This is a genomic window from Mesorhizobium sp. M1027, assembly GCF_040318745.1.
In the GTDB taxonomy this organism is placed as follows: Bacteria; Pseudomonadota; Alphaproteobacteria; order Rhizobiales; family Rhizobiaceae; genus Mesorhizobium.
Map to the genome: position 1 here is coordinate 55,936 of NZ_JAMYMW010000017.1, position 17,262 is coordinate 73,197.

The window sequence follows — 17,262 nt, forward strand, 5'->3', positions numbered from 1 at the left end:
CTTGCCCGTGTTCCGGTCCGCTCGCTTTGGCTGTGTCGCAGCCTGCGTCCGAAAGGTTCACTTCTTCTTACCTGATGGTGCGTAGTTTATAATGTCCTGCGCGCGAAGCCAGCCCGGCTCGCCCCGCTTCATGCTCTGCTGCGCCCGCATGGCGAAGATCTTCGCATTCTTGTAGTCGCCGGAATAGAAATGCCCTTCGGCGGTTGCAAGCTCGGCGGCCGGGATGTTGCCGAGTTCCCCGTAAGCCTGTGCCAGATAGCGGTATCCGTCAGCGTTTTCGCGATCCCGTCCGAGGCCGGTGTTGATCTGCGCCACTGCCTTCTTCAGCGAATCCTCCGTGCCGATGGCCATCAGCGCCTGGCCGTAAGAGACCGGCAGCAGCCCGGATCGCGCCGGATCGAGGCTGACCGCCTTGGCATAGGCGTCGGCAGCATCCTTCGGCCGGTTCGCCTTCATCAGGATGTCGCCGCGCAATTCCTGGAAATACGGGTTTTTCGGCTGTTCCTTGATCAACGCGTTGGTCTTGGTGAGCGCCGAAGCAAGATTGCCGAAAAGATAGGTCATCTGCGCGTCGCCATAGCGCGAGGCGAGGCTGCCGGGGTTCTTGCGCATCAATCGTGACGCCGCCGCCTGGCCTTGCATGTAGGCGGCGATCTTGATGCGCATCATATCGTGGCGCTGCTGCAGTGCCGGCGGGTCGACCTTGTCGACGTAAGGGCTCTGCTTCACCAGCACTTCGAGATTGGCGATACGCTCCTGCGGCATCGGATGGCTGATGCGATAGGGATCGACTTGCGCGCCCGAGAGCGACAATGCGTTCTGGAAACGGCCGAACGTCTTCAGCATGCCCATGCCGGACTGGCCGGTAGCATTGAGATAAGCTATCGCCGAGCGGTCGGCGGTCATCTCTTCGGTGCGCTGATAAGCGAGGATGCTGCGTTGCGCCATCTCGCCGCCGCCAGCCATCACGCCCATGCCGGCCCCAGCGAGGCCGCGGCTGTTGCTGGTGGCGCCGGCAACCACGGCGCCGGCGCCAAGCAGCGTCGCCAGGATCGCCATCGTCTTGGCACGCTCGAGCTGTTCGCGCAATTTCTGCTGATGCCCGCCGGCGATATGGCCGGCCTCGTGGGCGATGACGCCGATGATCTCGTTGGGCGTTTCGGCCGTCATCAGCGCGCCGGTATTGATGAACATGCGGCGCCCGGCAACAAAGGCGTTGAAGCTCTGATCGTTGACCAGCACGATGTTGATGGCGTCGCCCGATAGGCCGGCCGCCTTGAAGATCGGCCGCGCGTAGTCGCGTACTAGCGCCTCGATCTCGGCATCGCGCACAACCGGCACATTCTGCGCAAATGCATCGACCGAGCCGGCCATGGCGACCACCGCGGCAAGCGCAACCGTCGCGAAAGCGCGCGCTGTCCTGGCGATCGTCGATTTGGGTCGGCTCAACATGGCAGGTCCACTGGTAGACGAGTGGGCGAAGGATGAAAAGTCGGCAGCCTAAACTTACCGAACTTGTGATCCCCACACCAATCGGGCATTTGTGCGGCGCGGCCAGCATGGCCGGCACGCGCGACAAGTGTGGTGGATTGAAAAATGGTTGTTTCGCTTTCGCGCCGCAGCGCGGTCGAACCGTTCCACGCCATGGACATCCTGGCCGAGGCGAATCGGCTGAAAGCCAAGGGCCTGCCAGTCGTATCCATGGCCGTCGGCCAGCCTTCCGATCCGGCGCCGGCCGGGGTTCGCGAAGCGGCGGCCAATGCCTTGAAGGCAGGCCGCATCGGCTATACCGACGCGCTGGGCCTCGCCGGTCTGCGCAAGGCGATCGCGGCGCATTATGGCGAGCATTACGGGCTTGACGTTTCGCCCGAGCGGATAGCCGTCACCACCGGATCGTCGGCTGCCTTCAATCTCGCCTTCCTGGCAATGTTCGATCCAGGCGACCGCGTCGCCATCGCCGCCCCCGGCTATCCTGCCTATCGCAACATCATGGCCGCCCTCGGCATCGACATCGCCGAGATCGAGCTCGACGGCGCCGCCTATCTCCATGCCGAGCACCTGCAAGCCGCGCATCGCGAAAAACCTCTGAAGGGCGTGCTGTTCGCCAGCCCGGCCAACCCGACCGGCGCGGTCATTCCCGCCGGCGATCTCGAGACGCTGGTCAAGACGGCGCAAGAGCTCGGCATCGCCGTAATCTCGGACGAAATCTATCACCGGCTGGCCTATGCGGCGCCCGACACGACCGCGCTTTCTTTCGGCGCGGATGTGACGGTGATCAATTCGTTCTCGAAATATTATTGCATGACCGGCTGGCGCATCGGCTGGATGGTGCAGCCGCAGGAACTGGTGCGGCCGGTCGAGCGCATCGCCCAGAGCCTCTATATCTCGCCGCCCGAGCTGTCCCAGATTGCCGCGATCGAGGCGTTCAAGGCGACGCCAGAGCTGGAAGCGGTGAAGGCGCGCTATGCCTGGAACCGCGAGCTCCTGATGCAACGCCTGCCGGAGCTCGGCTTTGCTTTGGCCGCGCCCATGGACGGCGCGTTCTACGCCTTCTGCGACGTCACCAGGCACACCAATGACAGCATGGCGTTTGCGCGCCGGATGCTGGCCGAGGCGCATGTGGCAGCGACGCCCGGCCGCGATTTCGATCCGCTGCAGGGCCATCGCACGATGCGCTTTTCCTACGCCGGTAGCCACGACGACATGGTCGAGGCGATGGCGCGCATCGAACGCTGGCTGAAGTAGCGGGGGCGACGATGCCGGAGCTTGAACAGGCGTCTCAACTTGAACAGGCGCCCCAGCTTGAACAGGCCTTGCGCGAGGTCGCCACCGAAATGGCGGAGCGTACCGATCGCGGCGACGTCGCCAGCTATATTCCCCAGCTCGGCAAGATCGATCCGAAAAAATTCGGCATCGCCGCGGTGACCAATGACGGCCGCGTGCTGACCGCGGGTGACGCCGACGAGGCGTTTTCAACCCAGAGCATCTCAAAGGTGTTCACGCTGACGCTGGCGCTCGGCAATGTCGGCGACGCGCTGTGGCAGCGGGTTGGGCGCGAACCTTCGGGCAATCCGTTCAACTCGATCGTCCAGCTCGAGCACGAGAACGGCATTCCGCGCAATCCATTCATCAATGCCGGCGCCATCGTGGTCTCAGACATTCTGCTTGCCGGCCATCAGCCGCGCGAGGCGATCGGCGAGATCCTGCGCTTTATCCAGTTCCTGGCCGATGACGACACGATCATCGTCGACCGTGAGGTCGCGGCGTCCGAACGCGCCACTGGCTTTCGCAATTTCGCGCTTGCCAATTACATGAAATCGTTCGGCAATCTCCACCATGCGCCGGAACTGGCGCTGGGCGTTTACTTTCACCATTGCGCTATCGCCATGAGCTGCCGGCAACTGGCCCTGGCCGGCCGCTTCCTCGCCAATGGCGGCAAGAACCCGGCGACCGGGCATTCCGTCGTCTCGGCAGAGCGCGCGCGCCGCATCGGCGCGATGATGCTGACCTGCGGCCACTATGACGGCTCCGGCGACTTCGCTTTCCGCGTCGGCATTCCCGGCAAGAGCGGCGTTGGCGGCGGTATATTGGGAATCGTGCCGGGCGTCGCCTCGCTTGCCGTCTGGTCGCCTGGCCTCAATGCCAACGGCAATTCCAGGCTGGGCTCGATCGCGCTGGAAAAACTGGCGAAGATAATGAACTGGTCGATCTTCGCACCATAGTGTCGTCGCCTGCAATTGGGGCAAAAAAAATCCCGCGCAGCCGATCGGCGACGCGGGACTTTTCTAATCAGAAAGTCTGGCTAATGCACGGAAAGGCTTAGAAAAAACCCTTCCGCTGCCACCAGCCGGCACGCTTTGGCTTGTCTTCGGCCTTTGCTTCCTCGGTCTTTGCCTCGTCGGGAACGATCGAGGAGACGACCGGGACGACCGGAGCATCCACCGGTACGGGCTTGCGCCGCGACGGCCGGACCTTCGGCGTTTCCTCGGCAGCCGCCACTTCGGTCTCCGGCGACACCGGCGCGGGGGTCTCGCCGGAAGCCACTGAGGCGGCCTCGGCAGCCGATGTCTCGGCGCCCGCAATCTCGGCAACTGCTTCCGCCGCAACCTTCTTCGGCTTGGCGGCGCGGCGCGGCTTCTTCGGCTTTTCGGCGCTCGGCATGTCGTCGTTCGCCGGAGCAAGCACCGCAAGCTCTTCGGCCGGCGGGGCACCTTCCGGTTCGCCGGTCACGGGCTCTGCTTCCGACACGGCACCTTCCGTCATGGCGGCTGGCTCGCCGGCGCTGGCTTCGACGCTGTCCTCGCCGTCTTCACGGCGATTGCGCTTGCCGCCGCGCTTGCCGCGCCGGCGCTTCTTGCCGTGACCGTCGTCCGCCGCTTCCGCCGTTTCGGCAACACCGGCCGGCGCTTCACGGCCCGCTTCGGCGCCTTGGTCGCCGGCGGCTACCAACGCATCGTCTGTCGGCGCCGAAACGGAAGCACCTTCCACAGCAGCGCCATGTTCGCGGTCCCGGTGGTCACGATCCCCGTGTTCACGATCCCCGTGTTCACGATCCTTGCCGCCCCGCCGTCTGCGGCGCTTGCGGCGCTTGCGATCGCGGCCTTCGCCGTCCTCGCCGGACCTTGGCTGCTGCGGCGGCTGCGCAAGGCGTGGCTGCTCGGCCTGCACCGGTGCCTCGTCTTCCTCCTCGATGACGATCTCGTCCTCGGGTTCTTCCGGCTCGACATAGGCCGGGAAGGTGCGCGCCTCGACGAAGCCTTCCGGCTTTTCGGCCAGCGCACCGCGGAAGATGGCATAGTGTTGTGCACCGACCGTATCATCGGCTTCGATGGTGATGGTGACACCGAAGCGGTGCTCGAATTCCACCAGCGTGCCGCGCTTGTGATTGAGCACATAGAGTGCGGTCGCTGCCGGCGTCCGCACCGTGATGTGGCTGCGCGAATCCTTGAGCAGGAATTCCTCGATTGCCCGCACCACCATCAGCGCGACCGACGAATCGGAGCGCACATGGCCGGTGCCGCCGCAATGCGGGCAAGGCTTCATCGTCGATTCCAGCACGCTGGCACGGATGCGCTGGCGCGACATTTCCATCAGGCCGAAATGCGAGATGCGGCCGACCTGGATGCGGGCACGATCGTTCTTGAGGTGATCCTTCAGCCGCTTCTCGACGGAGCGGTTGTTGCGGTTCTCCTCCATGTCGATGAAGTCGATGACGATGAGGCCGGCGAGATCGCGCAGCCTCAATTGCCGGGCGACTTCCTCGGCAGCTTCCAGATTGGTGTGAAGTGCGGTGTCCTCGATCGAGTGCTCCTTGGTGGAACGGCCCGAATTGACGTCGATGGCGACCAGCGCTTCCGTCTGGTTGATGATGATGTAGCCGCCGCTCTTCAGCGTCACCTGCGGCTGCAGCATGCGGTCGAGCTGCGCTTCGATGCCGTTGCGCACAAAGATCGGCGTCGTGTCGCGGAACGGCTGAACCACCTTGGCGTGGCTCGGCATCAGCATGCGCATGAAGTCCTTGGCCTCGCGGTAGCCTTCTTCGCCGGAAACCAGGATCTCGTCGATATCCTTGTTGTAAAGGTCGCGCACCGAGCGCTTGATCAGGCTGCCTTCCTCGTAAACCAGGGCAGGGGCCGTGGATTGCAGCGTCAGATTGCGGACGTTTTCCCAAAGCCGCATCAAGTATTCGTAGTCGCGCTTGATCTCTGCCTTGGTGCGGCTTTCGCCGGCCGTCCGCAGGATGACACCCATGCCCTGCGGCACTTCGAGATCGGCGACCACTTCCTTCAGCCGCTTGCGGTCCTGCGCATTGGTGATCTTGCGCGAAATGCCGCCGCCGCGTGCCGTGTTCGGCATCAGCACCGAATAGCGGCCGGCCAGCGACAGATAGGTGGTCAGCGCTGCGCCCTTGTTGCCGCGCTCTTCCTTGACGACCTGCACCAGCAGGATCTGCCGGCGCTTGATCACTTCCTGGATCTTGTACTGGCGGCGCACCGGCTTGCGGCGGTTGCGCACTTCTTCCAGCGCGTCTTCGGCGCCGACCGATTCGACCTCATGATCGTCCGAATGCGAGGATTGCACCTCTTCCAGCATGCCGCGATCATTGTCTTCGGAGGTTGCCTCGCCGCTGGTCTCGGCCCCGCTTGTCTCGACTTGCGGGACGGCTTCCGAGATTACGTCGGCATCGACGCTGGCAGCGATGGAACTGGAACCGCCTTCGGACGGCTCGGTCTCGCCGCGATCGGCGACTTCATCGCTCTGTCCGGCGGCACCCTCGCTCTGTCCAGCAACGTCGGACATGGTTTCGCCATTGTCGGTAGCGGCATCCAGCTTTTCTGCGACGGCACCTTCGCCGTTCTCGCCACTCTCACCGTCGGACGCGCCTGCCTCGTGCCTGTGCTCGCCGCGGTCACGGCTCTTGCCGCCGCGCCGGCGTCCGCGCTTGCCACGGTCGCGGCTCTGGCGGTCCTCGCCTTCGGCGGCTTCCTCGTCCTCTTCGTCCTGGGCTTCCTGTGCTTCCGCACGCAGCAGCGCCTGACGGTCGGCGACCGGAATCTGGTAGTAGTCGGGATGTATTTCACTGAAGGCGAGGAAACCGTGACGGTTGCCGCCATATTCGACAAAGGCTGCCTGGAGGGAAGGTTCGACGCGCGTTACGCGGGCGAGATAGATATTTCCTTTGAGCTGTTTCTTGTCCTGGGATTCAAAGTCGAATTCTTCAATTCGGTTACCGCGAACGACGACAACGCGTGTTTCCTCCGGGTGGGAGGCGTCTATCAGCATTTTGTTGGGCATTATTTCGTTTCCTCCCGGCAGCCGTCGGCCGCAGCTTGCGGGGCAATGCCCGCTGCCGTGGACCTGGAACATGAGTGCCGGACAATTGAACGTCCGCCGGCCGCTGCCTGAGCGCCATGGCGGTGCCGCCCGCAGCCGTAGTGGCGCGGTTTGTTGCGGACCTTTCCATGATTGCGCTTGAAGCCATCGTCACCAGCAGAACCTTTTGAACCAAAGCCCGGGAAAAACCGGACCAGCTTGTTTGCTCATACAGAGCCGGCACGGGACAATCCCGGCCGTTTTGCTCACGCAGGCGATTCCCCCGCCACGGGAGCACGCCTGCGAAAATCGTCGCGATCACCGATGCCTTCTTCGCCTGAAGCGAAAGGAGCCGTCTTGCGTCTGACCTGTAGCAGGAAGCTGCGGAGGAGGACGGTTCCAGGATTGCAGTGATCCACCATCGCTTTTATGATTTGGCGGGTTGGAAGGCAACCCCGATTCCCGATGCCGGCAAAAAGCCGTTCCGCAGCGGAAGCACAGGTCCCAAGCCTTCCATGAAAAGGCTTGGTTAACCTTCTCTGGATACCAATCGTTAATCGAGTTCGCGGCCTGCCGGCACTTTGACAAGCAACAGGGCCCTTCGACAAGCGGTCGGGCATGACGCCAAAACGGGAGCGACTGGTAGAAAGATGGGACTGGCAAGCTTCGCAGACAAGGGCCGTCATCATGGAGGCTGGTTCTTCCGCACCGCCTGCCTGCTGTCGCTGATCCTGGCTTGCCTGGTCTTTTCGCCGCTTTCGCGTGCTGCCGACGCACCGCTTGCTGCCACAAGCTACAAGATGGCCGGCGATGCCACCAAGATGCGCATCGTCATCAATTTCGACCGCGAGCCCGACATCAAATGGTTCCTGCTGCGCGGCCCCGATCGCCTGGTCATCGATCTGCCGGCCACGAGATTCGCCCTCAATGCCAAGGACGTAAAGCCGCGCGGGCTTGTCCGCGCCGTGCGTTACGGCGAGCTCGGCGAGGGGAAATCGCGGCTGATTCTCACCGGCAAGGGACCGTTCGCCGTCGACAATCTCGACGTGCTCAAGAACGGTGACGGCAACGGCTACCGCATCGCCATCGACATGTCGGCAGCGTCGCAGCGAGAATTCGACGCAGCGCTCGCCAATCAGGCGCTGACGACCGGCTCGACGGTCTCCGCCGACAAGGCCGGCAGGGTCGGTACCGGGCCGGTCTCCAATCCGGGCCATCGTTTCACCGTCGTCGTCGATCCCGGCCATGGCGGCATCGACGGCGGTGCCGAGGGCCTGAACGGTACGGTCGAAAAGAACGTGACGCTCGCCTTTGCCATGGAACTGCGCGACAAGCTCGCCGCCAGCGGCAAATACGACGTGTTCCTGACGCGCGAAACGGACGAGTTCCTGCGGCTCGACGACCGCGTGCGCATTGCCCGCCAGCATGAGGCCGACCTGCTCATCTCGATCCATGCGGACACGATCAGCCTCAAGGGCATTCGCGGTGCAACCGTCTACACCGTGTCCGACAAGGCTTCCGATCCCGAGGCGCAGGCGCTTGCCGACCGTGAAAATCTTTCCGACCAGTTCGCCGGCATGGAGATCAAGGACGACAGCAAGGAAGTGACCGATATCCTGATCGACCTGATCCGCCGCGAGACGCATAATTTTTCGATGAGCTTCGCCCATACTCTCGTCGGCCAGCTTTCCACCAGCGTCGGTCTGATCAACAACCCGCAGCGTTCTGCCGGCTTCAAGGTGCTGAAGGCGCCGGACGTTCCATCCGTGCTGGTCGAACTCGGCTATCTGTCGAACGCCAAGGACGAAGCGCAGTTGCTCAGCGCCGATTGGCGCAACAAGGCGACCCAGAGCATAACCAATGCCGTTGCCCTGTTTGCTTCGGCCAGAAGCGGAACGGGGGCCGGAGGCTGAAATGCCCACCGGCGCCCACAACCTGAAGCAGCGTTGCACGGCGACAACACCCTGTGCTTTTATTTCCGGCATTCGAAACCGAAATCCCGCGCCGCCGTATTTTGCCCACATGGTCGCGACATGGATTTTGCGATTACGGTTTGGGATCGTCCCGAAAGCTTGCGTGAAGGGCGGCTTCGTTTAGGAAATTCCCGAACCAAGGACTGGAGCGGGTATGATTCGTCTCATTGGCTATTTCTTCGGCATCGGCACGACGCTGGCCCTTTTGGTCGCGGCGGGCGTGGCGATCTATATCGGCCATTTGTCGAAGGACCTGCCCGATTATGAGGTGCTGGCCAAATACGAGCCGCCGGTGACGACCCGCATCCACGCGTCGGATGGCGCGCTGATGGCCGAATATGCGCGTGAGCGGCGGCTTTATCTGCCGATTCAGGCGATCCCGGATCGTGTCAAGGCGGCCTTCCTGTCGGCCGAGGACAAGAATTTTTACAATCACCCCGGCATCGACGTGACCGGCCTTGGCCGCGCCATTGTCGTCAACCTGCAGAATGTTGGCTCGGGAAAGCGCCAGGTCGGCGCCTCGACGATTACCCAGCAGGTGGCAAAAAACTTCCTGTTGTCTTCGGATCAGACCTACGAGCGTAAGATCAAGGAGATGATCCTCGCCTTCCGCATCGAGCAGGCCTATTCGAAGGATCGCATTCTCGAGCTCTATCTCAACGAGATTTTCTTCGGCTTCGGCGCCTATGGCGTCGCCGGTGCTGCACTCACCTATTTCGACAAATCGGTGAACGAGCTCACCGTTGCCGAAGCCGCCTATCTCGCCTCCCTGCCAAAGGGGCCGAACAACTACCATCCCTTCAAGCATGCCGATCGCGCCTTGGAGCGCCGCAACTGGGTCATCGACCAGATGGTCGAGAACGGCTACGTCACGCATGAAGAAGGCGAGAAGGCCAAGGCCGAGCCGCTCGGCGTCACGCCGCGCCGCACCGGCAACTATCTCTTCGCCGGGGAGTATTTCACCGAGGAAGTGCGTCGCCAGATCATCGCGCGCTATGGCGAGAATGCGCTCTACGAAGGCGGCCTTTCCGTCCGCACGACGCTCGATCCGAAGATGCAGCTGATTGCCCGCAAGGCCATGCAGAACGGTCTCATGAAGTTTGACACGCTGCGCGGCTACCGCGGGCCGGTCACGAGCATCGACATTTCCGGCGACTGGGGCGTGCCGCTGGGCAACGTCAAGCGATTGGAAGACGTGCCGGAATGGTCGCTCGCCGTCGTGCTCGACAGCTCTGCCACCGGCCTGTCCATCGGCCTGCAGCCGACGCGCCAGATCTCCGGTGAAATCGTCAAGGACCGCGTCGAAGGCACCGTCAGCAAGGAAGACATGAGCTTCGCCATGCGCCACGTCGTCGATGGCAGGACCGTCAAGGCGAAGTCGCCGGCCGACGTGCTGAAGCCGGGCGACGTGATTTTCGTGCAGAAGAACGAGGGCTCGGACAACAGCTACAGCTTGCGCCAGGTTCCCGAAGTGGAAGGCGGCCTGATCGCAATGGATCCGCATACCGGACGCGTCCTGGCCATGGTCGGCGGTTTCTCCTACGCGCAGTCGGAGTTCAACCGGGCGACGCAGGCCATGCGCCAGCCCGGATCGTCGTTCAAGCCGATCGTCTATTCGGCCGCCCTCGACAATGGCTATACGCCCGCCTCCGTGATCATGGACGGGCCGATCACCATCCAGAGCGGCAACACGACCTGGACGCCCAAGAATTACGACGGAACGGTTGCCGGCCCGGCGACCTTGCGCTCCGGTATCGAGAAATCGCGCAATCTGATGACGGTGCGGCTTGCCAACGACATGGGCATGAAGCTGGTCGTGGAGTATGCCGAGCGTTTCGGCGTCTACGACCACCTGGCGCCGTATCTGCCGATGGCGCTGGGATCAGGCGAGACGACGGTGATGCGCATGGTGTCGGCCTATTCGATCATGGCCAATGGCGGCAAGTCGATCAAGCCGTCGCTGATCGACCGCATCCAGGACCGCTACGGCAAGACCGTCTTTAGGCAGGACGAACGCGGATGCTCGAACTGCAACGCCGCCGAGTGGCAGAACCAGCCAGAGCCGGAGCTGGTCGACAATTCCGAGCAGGTGCTCGATCCGATGACCGCCTACCAGATCACATCGATGATGGAGGGCGTCGTGCAACGCGGCACCGGCGCCACCATCAACGAGCTCGGCCGTCACATCGCCGGCAAGACCGGAACGACCAACGACGAAAAGGATGCCTGGTTCATCGGCTATACGCCGAACCTCGTTGTCGGCCTTTATATGGGCTACGATCAGCCGAAAGGCCTTGGCAAGGGCGCGACCGGCGGCGGCCTCGCCGCGCCGATCTTCAAGGATTTCATGCGCGTGGCGCTGGACGGCACGCCCAATGTCGACTTCAAGGTTCCGGAAGGCATGAAGCTGATTGCGATCAATCGCAAGACCGGCATGCGAGCCAACGCGGGCGACGCCGGAACCATCATCGAAGCCTTCAAGCCGGGTACCGGTCCCGCCGACAGTTATTGGGTGATCGGCATGGGTGCGGACGGCTCCAACGCTACCGGCGGGGCGCTGTCGCCGCAGGCCAACCAGGCCATCCAGTCGGGCGGCGGCGGGCTCTACTGACAATCGCTGCATCGGGTCTGGCCGGCTTGACGATGATGGTCGAGCCGGTCCATTCCGCTTTACAGGGGCCGGTACATTACAGGGGCCGGCGCTTTACAGGAGACCGTGCCGTCCCTATGTATCGCGCCACCAAACCGCCATCCAGCAACAGGACAGAACAGCCAGCCATGCGCGCGGAAACGCAAAACATTGTCGACGAGATCAGGCAGGCAATCACCCTGCTGAGGAGGCATCTTTGACTGGGACCAAGCCATAAAGCGGCTTGAGTACCTGAACGTCCGTGCCGAGGATTCGAGCCTCTGGAACGAGCCGCTGGAAGCGCAAAAGCTGATGCGCGAGCGTCAGGGCCTCGAGGAAGGCATTGGCGCGGTCAAAGGCCTCACCCAGGCCCTGGAAGACAATATCGGCCTCATCGAGCTTGGCGAGGAAGAGGGCGACGAGGGCGTCATCGCGGAGGCCGAAGCGGCGATCCGCTCGATGCGCGGCGAGGCCAAGGCGCGCCAGATCGAAACGCTGCTGTCGGGCGAGGCTGACGCCAACGATAGCTATCTGGAAGTCCATGCCGGCGCCGGCGGCACCGAAAGCCAGGACTGGGCCTCGATGCTTCTGCGCATGTATACGCGCTGGGCCGAGCGCCGGCGCTTCAAGGTCGAGGTGCTTGAAGTGCATGACGGCGAAGAAGCTGGCATCAAGTCCGCCACGCTGTTGATCAAGGGCCACAACGCCTATGGCTGGCTGAAGACGGAATCGGGCGTGCATCGTCTCGTGCGGATTTCGCCCTATGACAGCAATGCGCGCCGCCACACCTCCTTCGCCAGCGTCTGGGTCTATCCCGTCATCGACGATACGATCGACATCGACGTTTCCGAATCCGACGTCCGTATCGACACGTATCGGTCGTCGGGATCGGGCGGCCAGCACGTCAACACCACCGATTCGGCGGTGCGCATAACCCATCTCGCCACCGGCATCGCGGTTGCCTGCCAGGCCGAGCGCTCCCAGCACAAGAACAAGGCCAAGGCCTGGGAAATGCTGCGCTCGCGGCTTTACGAGGAAGAGCTGAAGAGGCGCGAAGCGGTGGCGAACGCCACCGAAGCGTCGAAGAGCGATATTGGCTGGGGCCACCAGATACGGTCCTACGTGCTGCAGCCCTATCAGCTGGTGAAAGATCTGCGCACCGGCGTCGAGAGCACCAGCCCGTCGAGCGTGCTCGACGGCGACCTCGACGATTTCATGGAAGCCTCGCTGTCGCAGCGGATCGAAGGTGGCGCCGGCGAAACGGTGGCCGATATCGACTGAGGCGCCGGGCACCAATCCGGCAGGAATGTGGGTTCATCACGCGAGCGTTACGGCCATCGCGCGAGAGTGACGAGCTCTCAATTCGCACTTACCTGTCGTTCTACAACTTTGTTTTTCATCGGATTCTTCAAAATCGATTTCCGCTTTTGACGCGGATGTCTCGGGCCGCCGGTGCCAAGCCTGGAACCAGCGCGAGCCAAATCCCGTTATTGGCGATCCCGTTGCCGGGCTTGACCAGGTTTCGTCAATCAGGGCGGCAGGTTGGTTCCGACTGCAGAGGTCGGCGTTCGGTTGCGACAGCAATTGCTTGCGCCAACCAAGGAATCAGCCCAGCATTCATGCGCTGGGGAGGAAAAAAGCATTTATGGCCGGACGCGGCGTATCTGCGACCTGACGATCCGGCCACTGGGAAGACACGTTCCGGGAACGGGCAAGCGAGATGCTTGACAACCGTTGATAGGAACTGCGCTCATGCTTGCTCTCACAACCAGACCGGCCCCAGTCGCCCGCACGGCGCGCCGACTCCTGAATTCACTTGTCGCGGCAGTGGTTTTGATTGCTGCCGCCATTCCATTTGCGGCGCCTGCTCTGGCGCATGATGCCAAACCGACCGCGGCCATGCCGCAAGGCTGGAGCTATCCGTTCTCCTGCTGCTCGGGCTATGATTGCCGCGAGGTCTCTCAGACATCGATCAGCGAACGTCCGGAGGGCTATGTCATCAAAGGAACCGGGGAGGTCGTGGCCTATAGCGACAAGCGGATCAAGAATTCGCCCGACGGCGAATATCATTGGTGCTCCGTTGCCGGTGCCAATGACGGAAAGACCATCTGCCTGTTCGTGCCGCCATCGTCCTATTAGCGCATGACGCCCAAAGCTTGCCGACGGGCTGACCCGAAGGTGCGCCGGCTTTGGCTCGATGAGCCTTCGATCGGCACTCCAGCACTTTTAACCTGCCTATCGCAGGCTCACAGGCCTGCTGACCGGCAGTTGTCAGGAGCGTTTCTTTATGCTGCCTTTGCCGTACGGGGCGGCGGCATTGTGAGGGACCAATTCATGACCATCAAGGCAAGCTGCCACTGCAAGGCGACGACATTCGAGGTTTCGCAAGCGCCGCAGACAGTGACGCGATGCACCTGTTCCTTCTGTTCGAAACGCGGTTCGTTGTGGGCCTATTACACCCCATCGCAATTCAGACTCACCAGCCCGCCGGAGAATGTTTCGTTCTACCTGTGGGGATCGAAAACCATAAAACACGGTTTTTGCGCCACCTGCGGCTGTGGCACCTTCACCGAGACGCCGGACTGGTCGACAGGCGAGCCGAATTTCGACAATCCGAAGATCAGCGTGAACTCGCGGCTGTTCGACGATTTCGATCTCGACACGGTCGAAGTGGTGGTCATCGACGGCAAGAATCTCTGGTAGCCGGTCGAATTGCGGTGGTCGCACGAGCCGCCGCAGGCGTGTGGAATTGGGCCGGGAAAAGCCGCGGCAACGGCTTTTGCTGCTCCGCTTTTCGCCGCATTTCATGTTACAAGTCGCTGGAAGGGCTGATGCGGTGCGCCGTTGCGCGGCCGTGGAATGGAGAGGGACCACCATATGAAAAAGATTGTGCTCGCCGTCGTGGCGACGGCTGTGCTCGTGAGCGCATGCACCACCGATCCCTACACCGGGGAACAGAAGGTTTCCAACACCGCTGCCGGCGCCGGTCTCGGTGCTTTGGCGGGTGCCGGGCTCGGCATGCTAGCCGGCGGTAACGACCGCCGCAACGCGCTGATCGGCGCGGGCATCGGCGCGCTTGCCGGCGGTGCCATCGGTGCCACCATGGACCAGAACGAGGCCGAACTGCGCCGACAGCTTCAGGGCACCGGCGTCAGCGTCACCCGCACCGGCGACCAGATCATCCTCAATATGCCGTCCGACATTACCTTCAACGTCGACCAGGACGCGGTGAAGGCCGGTTTCTATCCGGTGCTGAATTCAGTGGCCCTTGTGCTGAAAAAGTTCCGCCAGACCACGGTCGACGTGTTCGGCCACACCGACTCGACCGGCAGCGACGAGCACAATTTCGACCTGTCGCAGCGCCGTGCTTTGGCGGTCGCCAACTATCTGTCCGGACAGGGCGTCGATTCCCGCCGCTTCGCCGTCACCGGCTTCGGCAAGACGCGTCCGATCGCCTCCAACGCGACCGCTGCCGGCCGGGCTCAGAACCGCCGCGTCGAGATCCAGCTGTCGCCGCTTACCTGAGGCAAGCGCACAAACCGGCAGCGGCCTCGCAAGGGGCCGCTCTAATGGCTAGGCCGGCCCTATGGCCGCCGGCACCCTTCATTCGTGATGTCAGGACCGGGCCGGTTGATCGACAATCGAGGCAACGATCCGGCGCACGATCGGAAGCACAATCAGCAGACTGGGAAACGCAACAAGCCATGAAGCGCCCCATGCATAGCTCCAGGCCGCTATAAACCCGTTGGTCCAGCCTGCGCCGATTGCCGTCGAAACCGCCGAGACAATCGACGACATCAGAATCGAAAGAACCAACGGCATCACCACCGCGCCGTAGGAGGGCGGCAGCTTTTTCAACTTGAAGGCTTGGTCCGGTGATGCTTGCATCGAAGTCTCCTAATCAGAAAATATGCGTAGGCGTTATTGTGAGGACGATCAGGCGGCATATGCCGTCTGCAGCGCCAGTTCCCGAATGAAGCTTCGCAGCGAACGCGGCTCGCGGCCAAGCACGGCACGCAACGTCAGGCTGTTCCCGCCGAGGCCGTATTTGGCGTAGTGGCTGTGTACTTTGGCCAGCATCTGCAACTGCCTGTCGGTATAGGGAAGGCGGGCCTTCGCCGCCCAGTCCTGAAATGTCGGCTCGCCCGCCGAAACCGGCCGGCCAAGCGCTTCGCTCATCATGGCGACGACCTCTTCGCGGCTGTGCATACCGTCGGCGCACAGCTCGAGGGTCGCATAGGACAAACGCGCTTCGGTCAATGCGATTGCCGCCACTTCAGCCACATCGCGATAGTCGACGCGGGCGAGCTTCGCCGTCCTTGGAAACGGCTCGGCGAAAACGCCGTGCTCGACGACGGACGGCCAGGCCGCCGCGATATTTTGCATGAAATTGGCCGGGTGCAGAATGGTGTATTCCATGTTCGTCGAATAGAGGGCAGCTTCGACGGGTACCTTGCTTGCATGGTTTTCCAGCCTCGTATTGGTCGGCTGGATCACCGACGAAAAGACGAACTTTCGAACGCCCGCTCGCGCCGCTGCCTCAACCATGGCAACCCCCATGGCGGCTTCGTCGGCAGCAAAGGCCGGTCCGATGTGAAAGACACCGTCGACACCTTTCACGGCCTGCTCAAGGCTCTGATGGTTGCGCAGATCTCCGATCGCGATCTCGGATGCGCCGGCTTTCCGGGCTTTTTCGGCACTCGCGGCGTCACGAACAAGCGCCCGAATCCTGGCATTGCGGCGGACGAGTTCAGGCACCACCAAACCGGCAACGCGGCCTGCGGCGCCTACGACCAGGACGGTTGGACTGGGTGTTCGCATGACGATCTCCTTCCCTCGAGTCTGCCTTTCGGCCTGTGCAGGGAAGATAAAATCTAGCGGACTGCGTTACAATTCATCGATTTTGCGATAGTTTATCCCGATTTTCGGGAGAAATAGGCGATGAGCCGGATAGACGATTTCGAAGCCTTCATTGCCATTGTCGAGCATGGCAGCCTGACGGCTGCCGCACGCCGGCTGAACCGTTCGCTGCAGTCGGTCAGCCGGTCCCTGGCGACATTGGAGGAATCGATCGGGGTCGAGCTTCTGCACAGGACCACACGCCGCTCGACGCCGAGCGAAGCCGGAGCGGCCTTTTTCCAGCGCATCAAACCCGCCGTCGAGGAGATTAACGAAGCCAGGCTTCAGGCGGCCAACCGACGATCCGAGCCGTCCGGCATCCTGCGCATGAGCGCCCCGGTTCTGTTCGGCCCGGACTTCCTCGTGCCGGTTATCGCCGACTATATGCGGACATATCCCCGGGTCGAGGTTGACCTCCAGCTTTCCGATGAATTTGTCGATCTCGATGCCGAGGGTCTCGATCTGGCGGTAAGGATCGGCAATTTGCCGGATTCCAATTTACGTGCGAAGCGCCTGGGCGCACTGCGGCGCGTGGTGTTCGGCGCACCTGCCTACTTCCAGCAACACGGCCGACCGGCCCATCCGCTCGAATTGCGCGAGCAAGAATGCATCGTACGAACCGATGACGGCCGCCCAGGCGAATGGATGTTTCAGATAGAAGGCAAGCCCCGGCCGGTGAAGGTCGCGGGCACCTTCCGGTCAAATTTGATGATATCGATCTATGCAGCCGCGGTTCACGGATTGGGTTTGGGCTACTCGCCGCTTTGGCAGGTAAAACACCTGGTGGACGACGGCCGCCTGGAACTGGCTCTGACCGAATTCGAGCCAGTGCCGGTGCCGATACACGCCGTGTGGCCGGAAGGCAGATCATCCTCGGCCAAAGTCCGCGCTTTTCTGGACCTGTTGGCATCCCGCCTGGAACTCAAGAACCTTTAGGCGCAGACCAAA

13 protein-coding genes are annotated in these 17,262 nt (G+C 62.4%); 9 read left to right on the forward strand and 4 right to left on the reverse strand.

The features are described from left to right. Nucleotides 1–57: 57 nt before the first annotated feature. Nucleotides 58–1,452 carry a M48 family metalloprotease gene (locus tag NKH50_RS26970; RefSeq protein ID WP_352882133.1) on the reverse strand — a complete coding sequence of 465 codons (1,395 nt, stop codon included), beginning with the start codon at nt 1,450–1,452 and terminating at the stop codon, nt 58–60. Between the two features lie 144 nt (nt 1,453–1,596). Here NKH50_RS26970 and NKH50_RS26975 point away from each other — a divergent pair, with 144 nt between their 5' ends. Together NKH50_RS26975 and NKH50_RS26980 are read left to right on the forward strand one after the other, a co-directional pair. Further along, entirely contained in the window at nt 1,597–2,745 is a 1,149-nt protein-coding gene (locus NKH50_RS26975; protein WP_352882135.1) for a pyridoxal phosphate-dependent aminotransferase, read from the forward strand. 11 nt (nt 2,746–2,756) lie between these two features. Next, nucleotides 2,757–3,722 (forward strand): glutaminase, encoded by a 966-nt coding sequence (locus NKH50_RS26980; protein ID WP_352882137.1) that lies wholly within the window; start codon nt 2,757–2,759, stop codon nt 3,720–3,722. Nucleotides 3,723–3,819: 97 nt separating this feature from the next. On the opposite strand, the gene NKH50_RS26985 is transcribed toward NKH50_RS26980, so the two are convergent. Continuing rightward, a complete protein-coding gene (locus NKH50_RS26985) occupies nt 3,820–6,795 on the reverse strand; it encodes an Rne/Rng family ribonuclease (protein ID WP_352882139.1) in 2,976 nt (991 codons plus the stop codon). A 668-nt stretch (nt 6,796–7,463) separates the two neighbouring features. Between NKH50_RS26985 and NKH50_RS26990 the strand changes: the two genes are divergently transcribed. From NKH50_RS26990 to NKH50_RS27015, 6 genes are all read left to right on the forward strand, one after another. Then, nucleotides 7,464–8,726, forward strand: coding sequence for an N-acetylmuramoyl-L-alanine amidase (locus NKH50_RS26990; protein ID WP_352508563.1), 1,263 nt, complete (start codon nt 7,464–7,466; stop codon nt 8,724–8,726). A 214-nt stretch (nt 8,727–8,940) separates the two neighbouring features. Then, nucleotides 8,941–11,397 carry a penicillin-binding protein 1A gene (locus tag NKH50_RS26995; RefSeq protein ID WP_352508562.1) on the forward strand — a complete coding sequence of 819 codons (2,457 nt, stop codon included), beginning with the start codon at nt 8,941–8,943 and terminating at the stop codon, nt 11,395–11,397. 167 nt (nt 11,398–11,564) lie between these two features. After that, nucleotides 11,565–12,696, forward strand: a protein-coding gene (gene prfB / locus NKH50_RS27000) for a peptide chain release factor 2 (protein WP_352882141.1) whose coding sequence is annotated in 2 segments (ribosomal slippage) — nt 11,565–11,630 and nt 11,632–12,696 — 1,131 coding nt in all. Because the reading frame shifts where the segments join, the coding sequence is not laid out codon by codon here. A 471-nt stretch (nt 12,697–13,167) separates the two neighbouring features. Continuing rightward, entirely contained in the window at nt 13,168–13,554 is a 387-nt protein-coding gene (locus NKH50_RS27005; protein ID WP_352477462.1) for a hypothetical protein, read from the forward strand. A 195-nt stretch (nt 13,555–13,749) separates the two neighbouring features. Beyond that, nucleotides 13,750–14,118, forward strand: a complete 369-nt coding sequence (locus NKH50_RS27010; RefSeq protein ID WP_254817105.1) for a GFA family protein — start codon at nt 13,750–13,752, stop codon at nt 14,116–14,118. Between the two features lie 174 nt (nt 14,119–14,292). Continuing rightward, entirely contained in the window at nt 14,293–14,940 is a 648-nt protein-coding gene (locus tag NKH50_RS27015) for a YiaD family glycine zipper/OmpA-like lipoprotein (RefSeq protein ID WP_254817106.1), read from the forward strand. A 90-nt stretch (nt 14,941–15,030) separates the two neighbouring features. Here NKH50_RS27015 and NKH50_RS27020 read toward each other — a convergent pair whose 3' ends face one another. Both NKH50_RS27020 and NKH50_RS27025 read right to left on the reverse strand, forming a co-directional pair. After that, nucleotides 15,031–15,303 (reverse strand): DUF2798 domain-containing protein, encoded by a 273-nt coding sequence (locus NKH50_RS27020; RefSeq protein ID WP_352882144.1) that lies wholly within the window; start codon nt 15,301–15,303, stop codon nt 15,031–15,033. A gap of 48 nt (nt 15,304–15,351) precedes the next feature. Then, nucleotides 15,352–16,236, reverse strand: a complete 885-nt coding sequence (locus NKH50_RS27025) for an NmrA/HSCARG family protein (protein ID WP_352508559.1) — start codon at nt 16,234–16,236, stop codon at nt 15,352–15,354. 120 nt (nt 16,237–16,356) lie between these two features. Here NKH50_RS27025 and NKH50_RS27030 point away from each other — a divergent pair, with 120 nt between their 5' ends. After that, the gene (locus NKH50_RS27030; protein ID WP_352882147.1) at nt 16,357–17,250 is read left to right on the forward strand and encodes a LysR family transcriptional regulator; all 894 of its coding nucleotides are present in this window, start codon (nt 16,357–16,359) and stop codon (nt 17,248–17,250) included. Nucleotides 17,251–17,262: the final 12 nt, after the last annotated feature.

Excerpts from the sequence above, each read along its gene's own strand:
- NKH50_RS26970 (WP_352882133.1), bottom strand. The coding sequence starts at position 1,452 with ATGTTGAGCCGACCCAAATCGACGATCGCCAGGACAGCGCGCGCTTTC.
- NKH50_RS26975 (WP_352882135.1), top strand. The coding sequence starts at position 1,597 with ATGGTTGTTTCGCTTTCGCGCCGCAGCGCGGTCGAACCGTTCCACGCC.
- NKH50_RS26980 (WP_352882137.1), top strand. The coding sequence starts at position 2,757 with ATGCCGGAGCTTGAACAGGCGTCTCAACTTGAACAGGCGCCCCAGCTT.
- NKH50_RS26985 (WP_352882139.1), bottom strand. The coding sequence starts at position 6,795 with ATGCCCAACAAAATGCTGATAGACGCCTCCCACCCGGAGGAAACACGC.
- NKH50_RS26990 (WP_352508563.1), top strand. The coding sequence starts at position 7,464 with ATGGGACTGGCAAGCTTCGCAGACAAGGGCCGTCATCATGGAGGCTGG.
- NKH50_RS26995 (WP_352508562.1), top strand. The coding sequence starts at position 8,941 with ATGATTCGTCTCATTGGCTATTTCTTCGGCATCGGCACGACGCTGGCC.
- NKH50_RS27005 (WP_352477462.1), top strand. The coding sequence starts at position 13,168 with ATGCTTGCTCTCACAACCAGACCGGCCCCAGTCGCCCGCACGGCGCGC.
- NKH50_RS27010 (WP_254817105.1), top strand. The coding sequence starts at position 13,750 with ATGACCATCAAGGCAAGCTGCCACTGCAAGGCGACGACATTCGAGGTT.
- NKH50_RS27015 (WP_254817106.1), top strand. The coding sequence starts at position 14,293 with ATGAAAAAGATTGTGCTCGCCGTCGTGGCGACGGCTGTGCTCGTGAGC.
- NKH50_RS27020 (WP_352882144.1), bottom strand. The coding sequence starts at position 15,303 with ATGCAAGCATCACCGGACCAAGCCTTCAAGTTGAAAAAGCTGCCGCCC.
- NKH50_RS27025 (WP_352508559.1), bottom strand. The coding sequence starts at position 16,236 with ATGCGAACACCCAGTCCAACCGTCCTGGTCGTAGGCGCCGCAGGCCGC.
- NKH50_RS27030 (WP_352882147.1), top strand. The coding sequence starts at position 16,357 with ATGAGCCGGATAGACGATTTCGAAGCCTTCATTGCCATTGTCGAGCAT.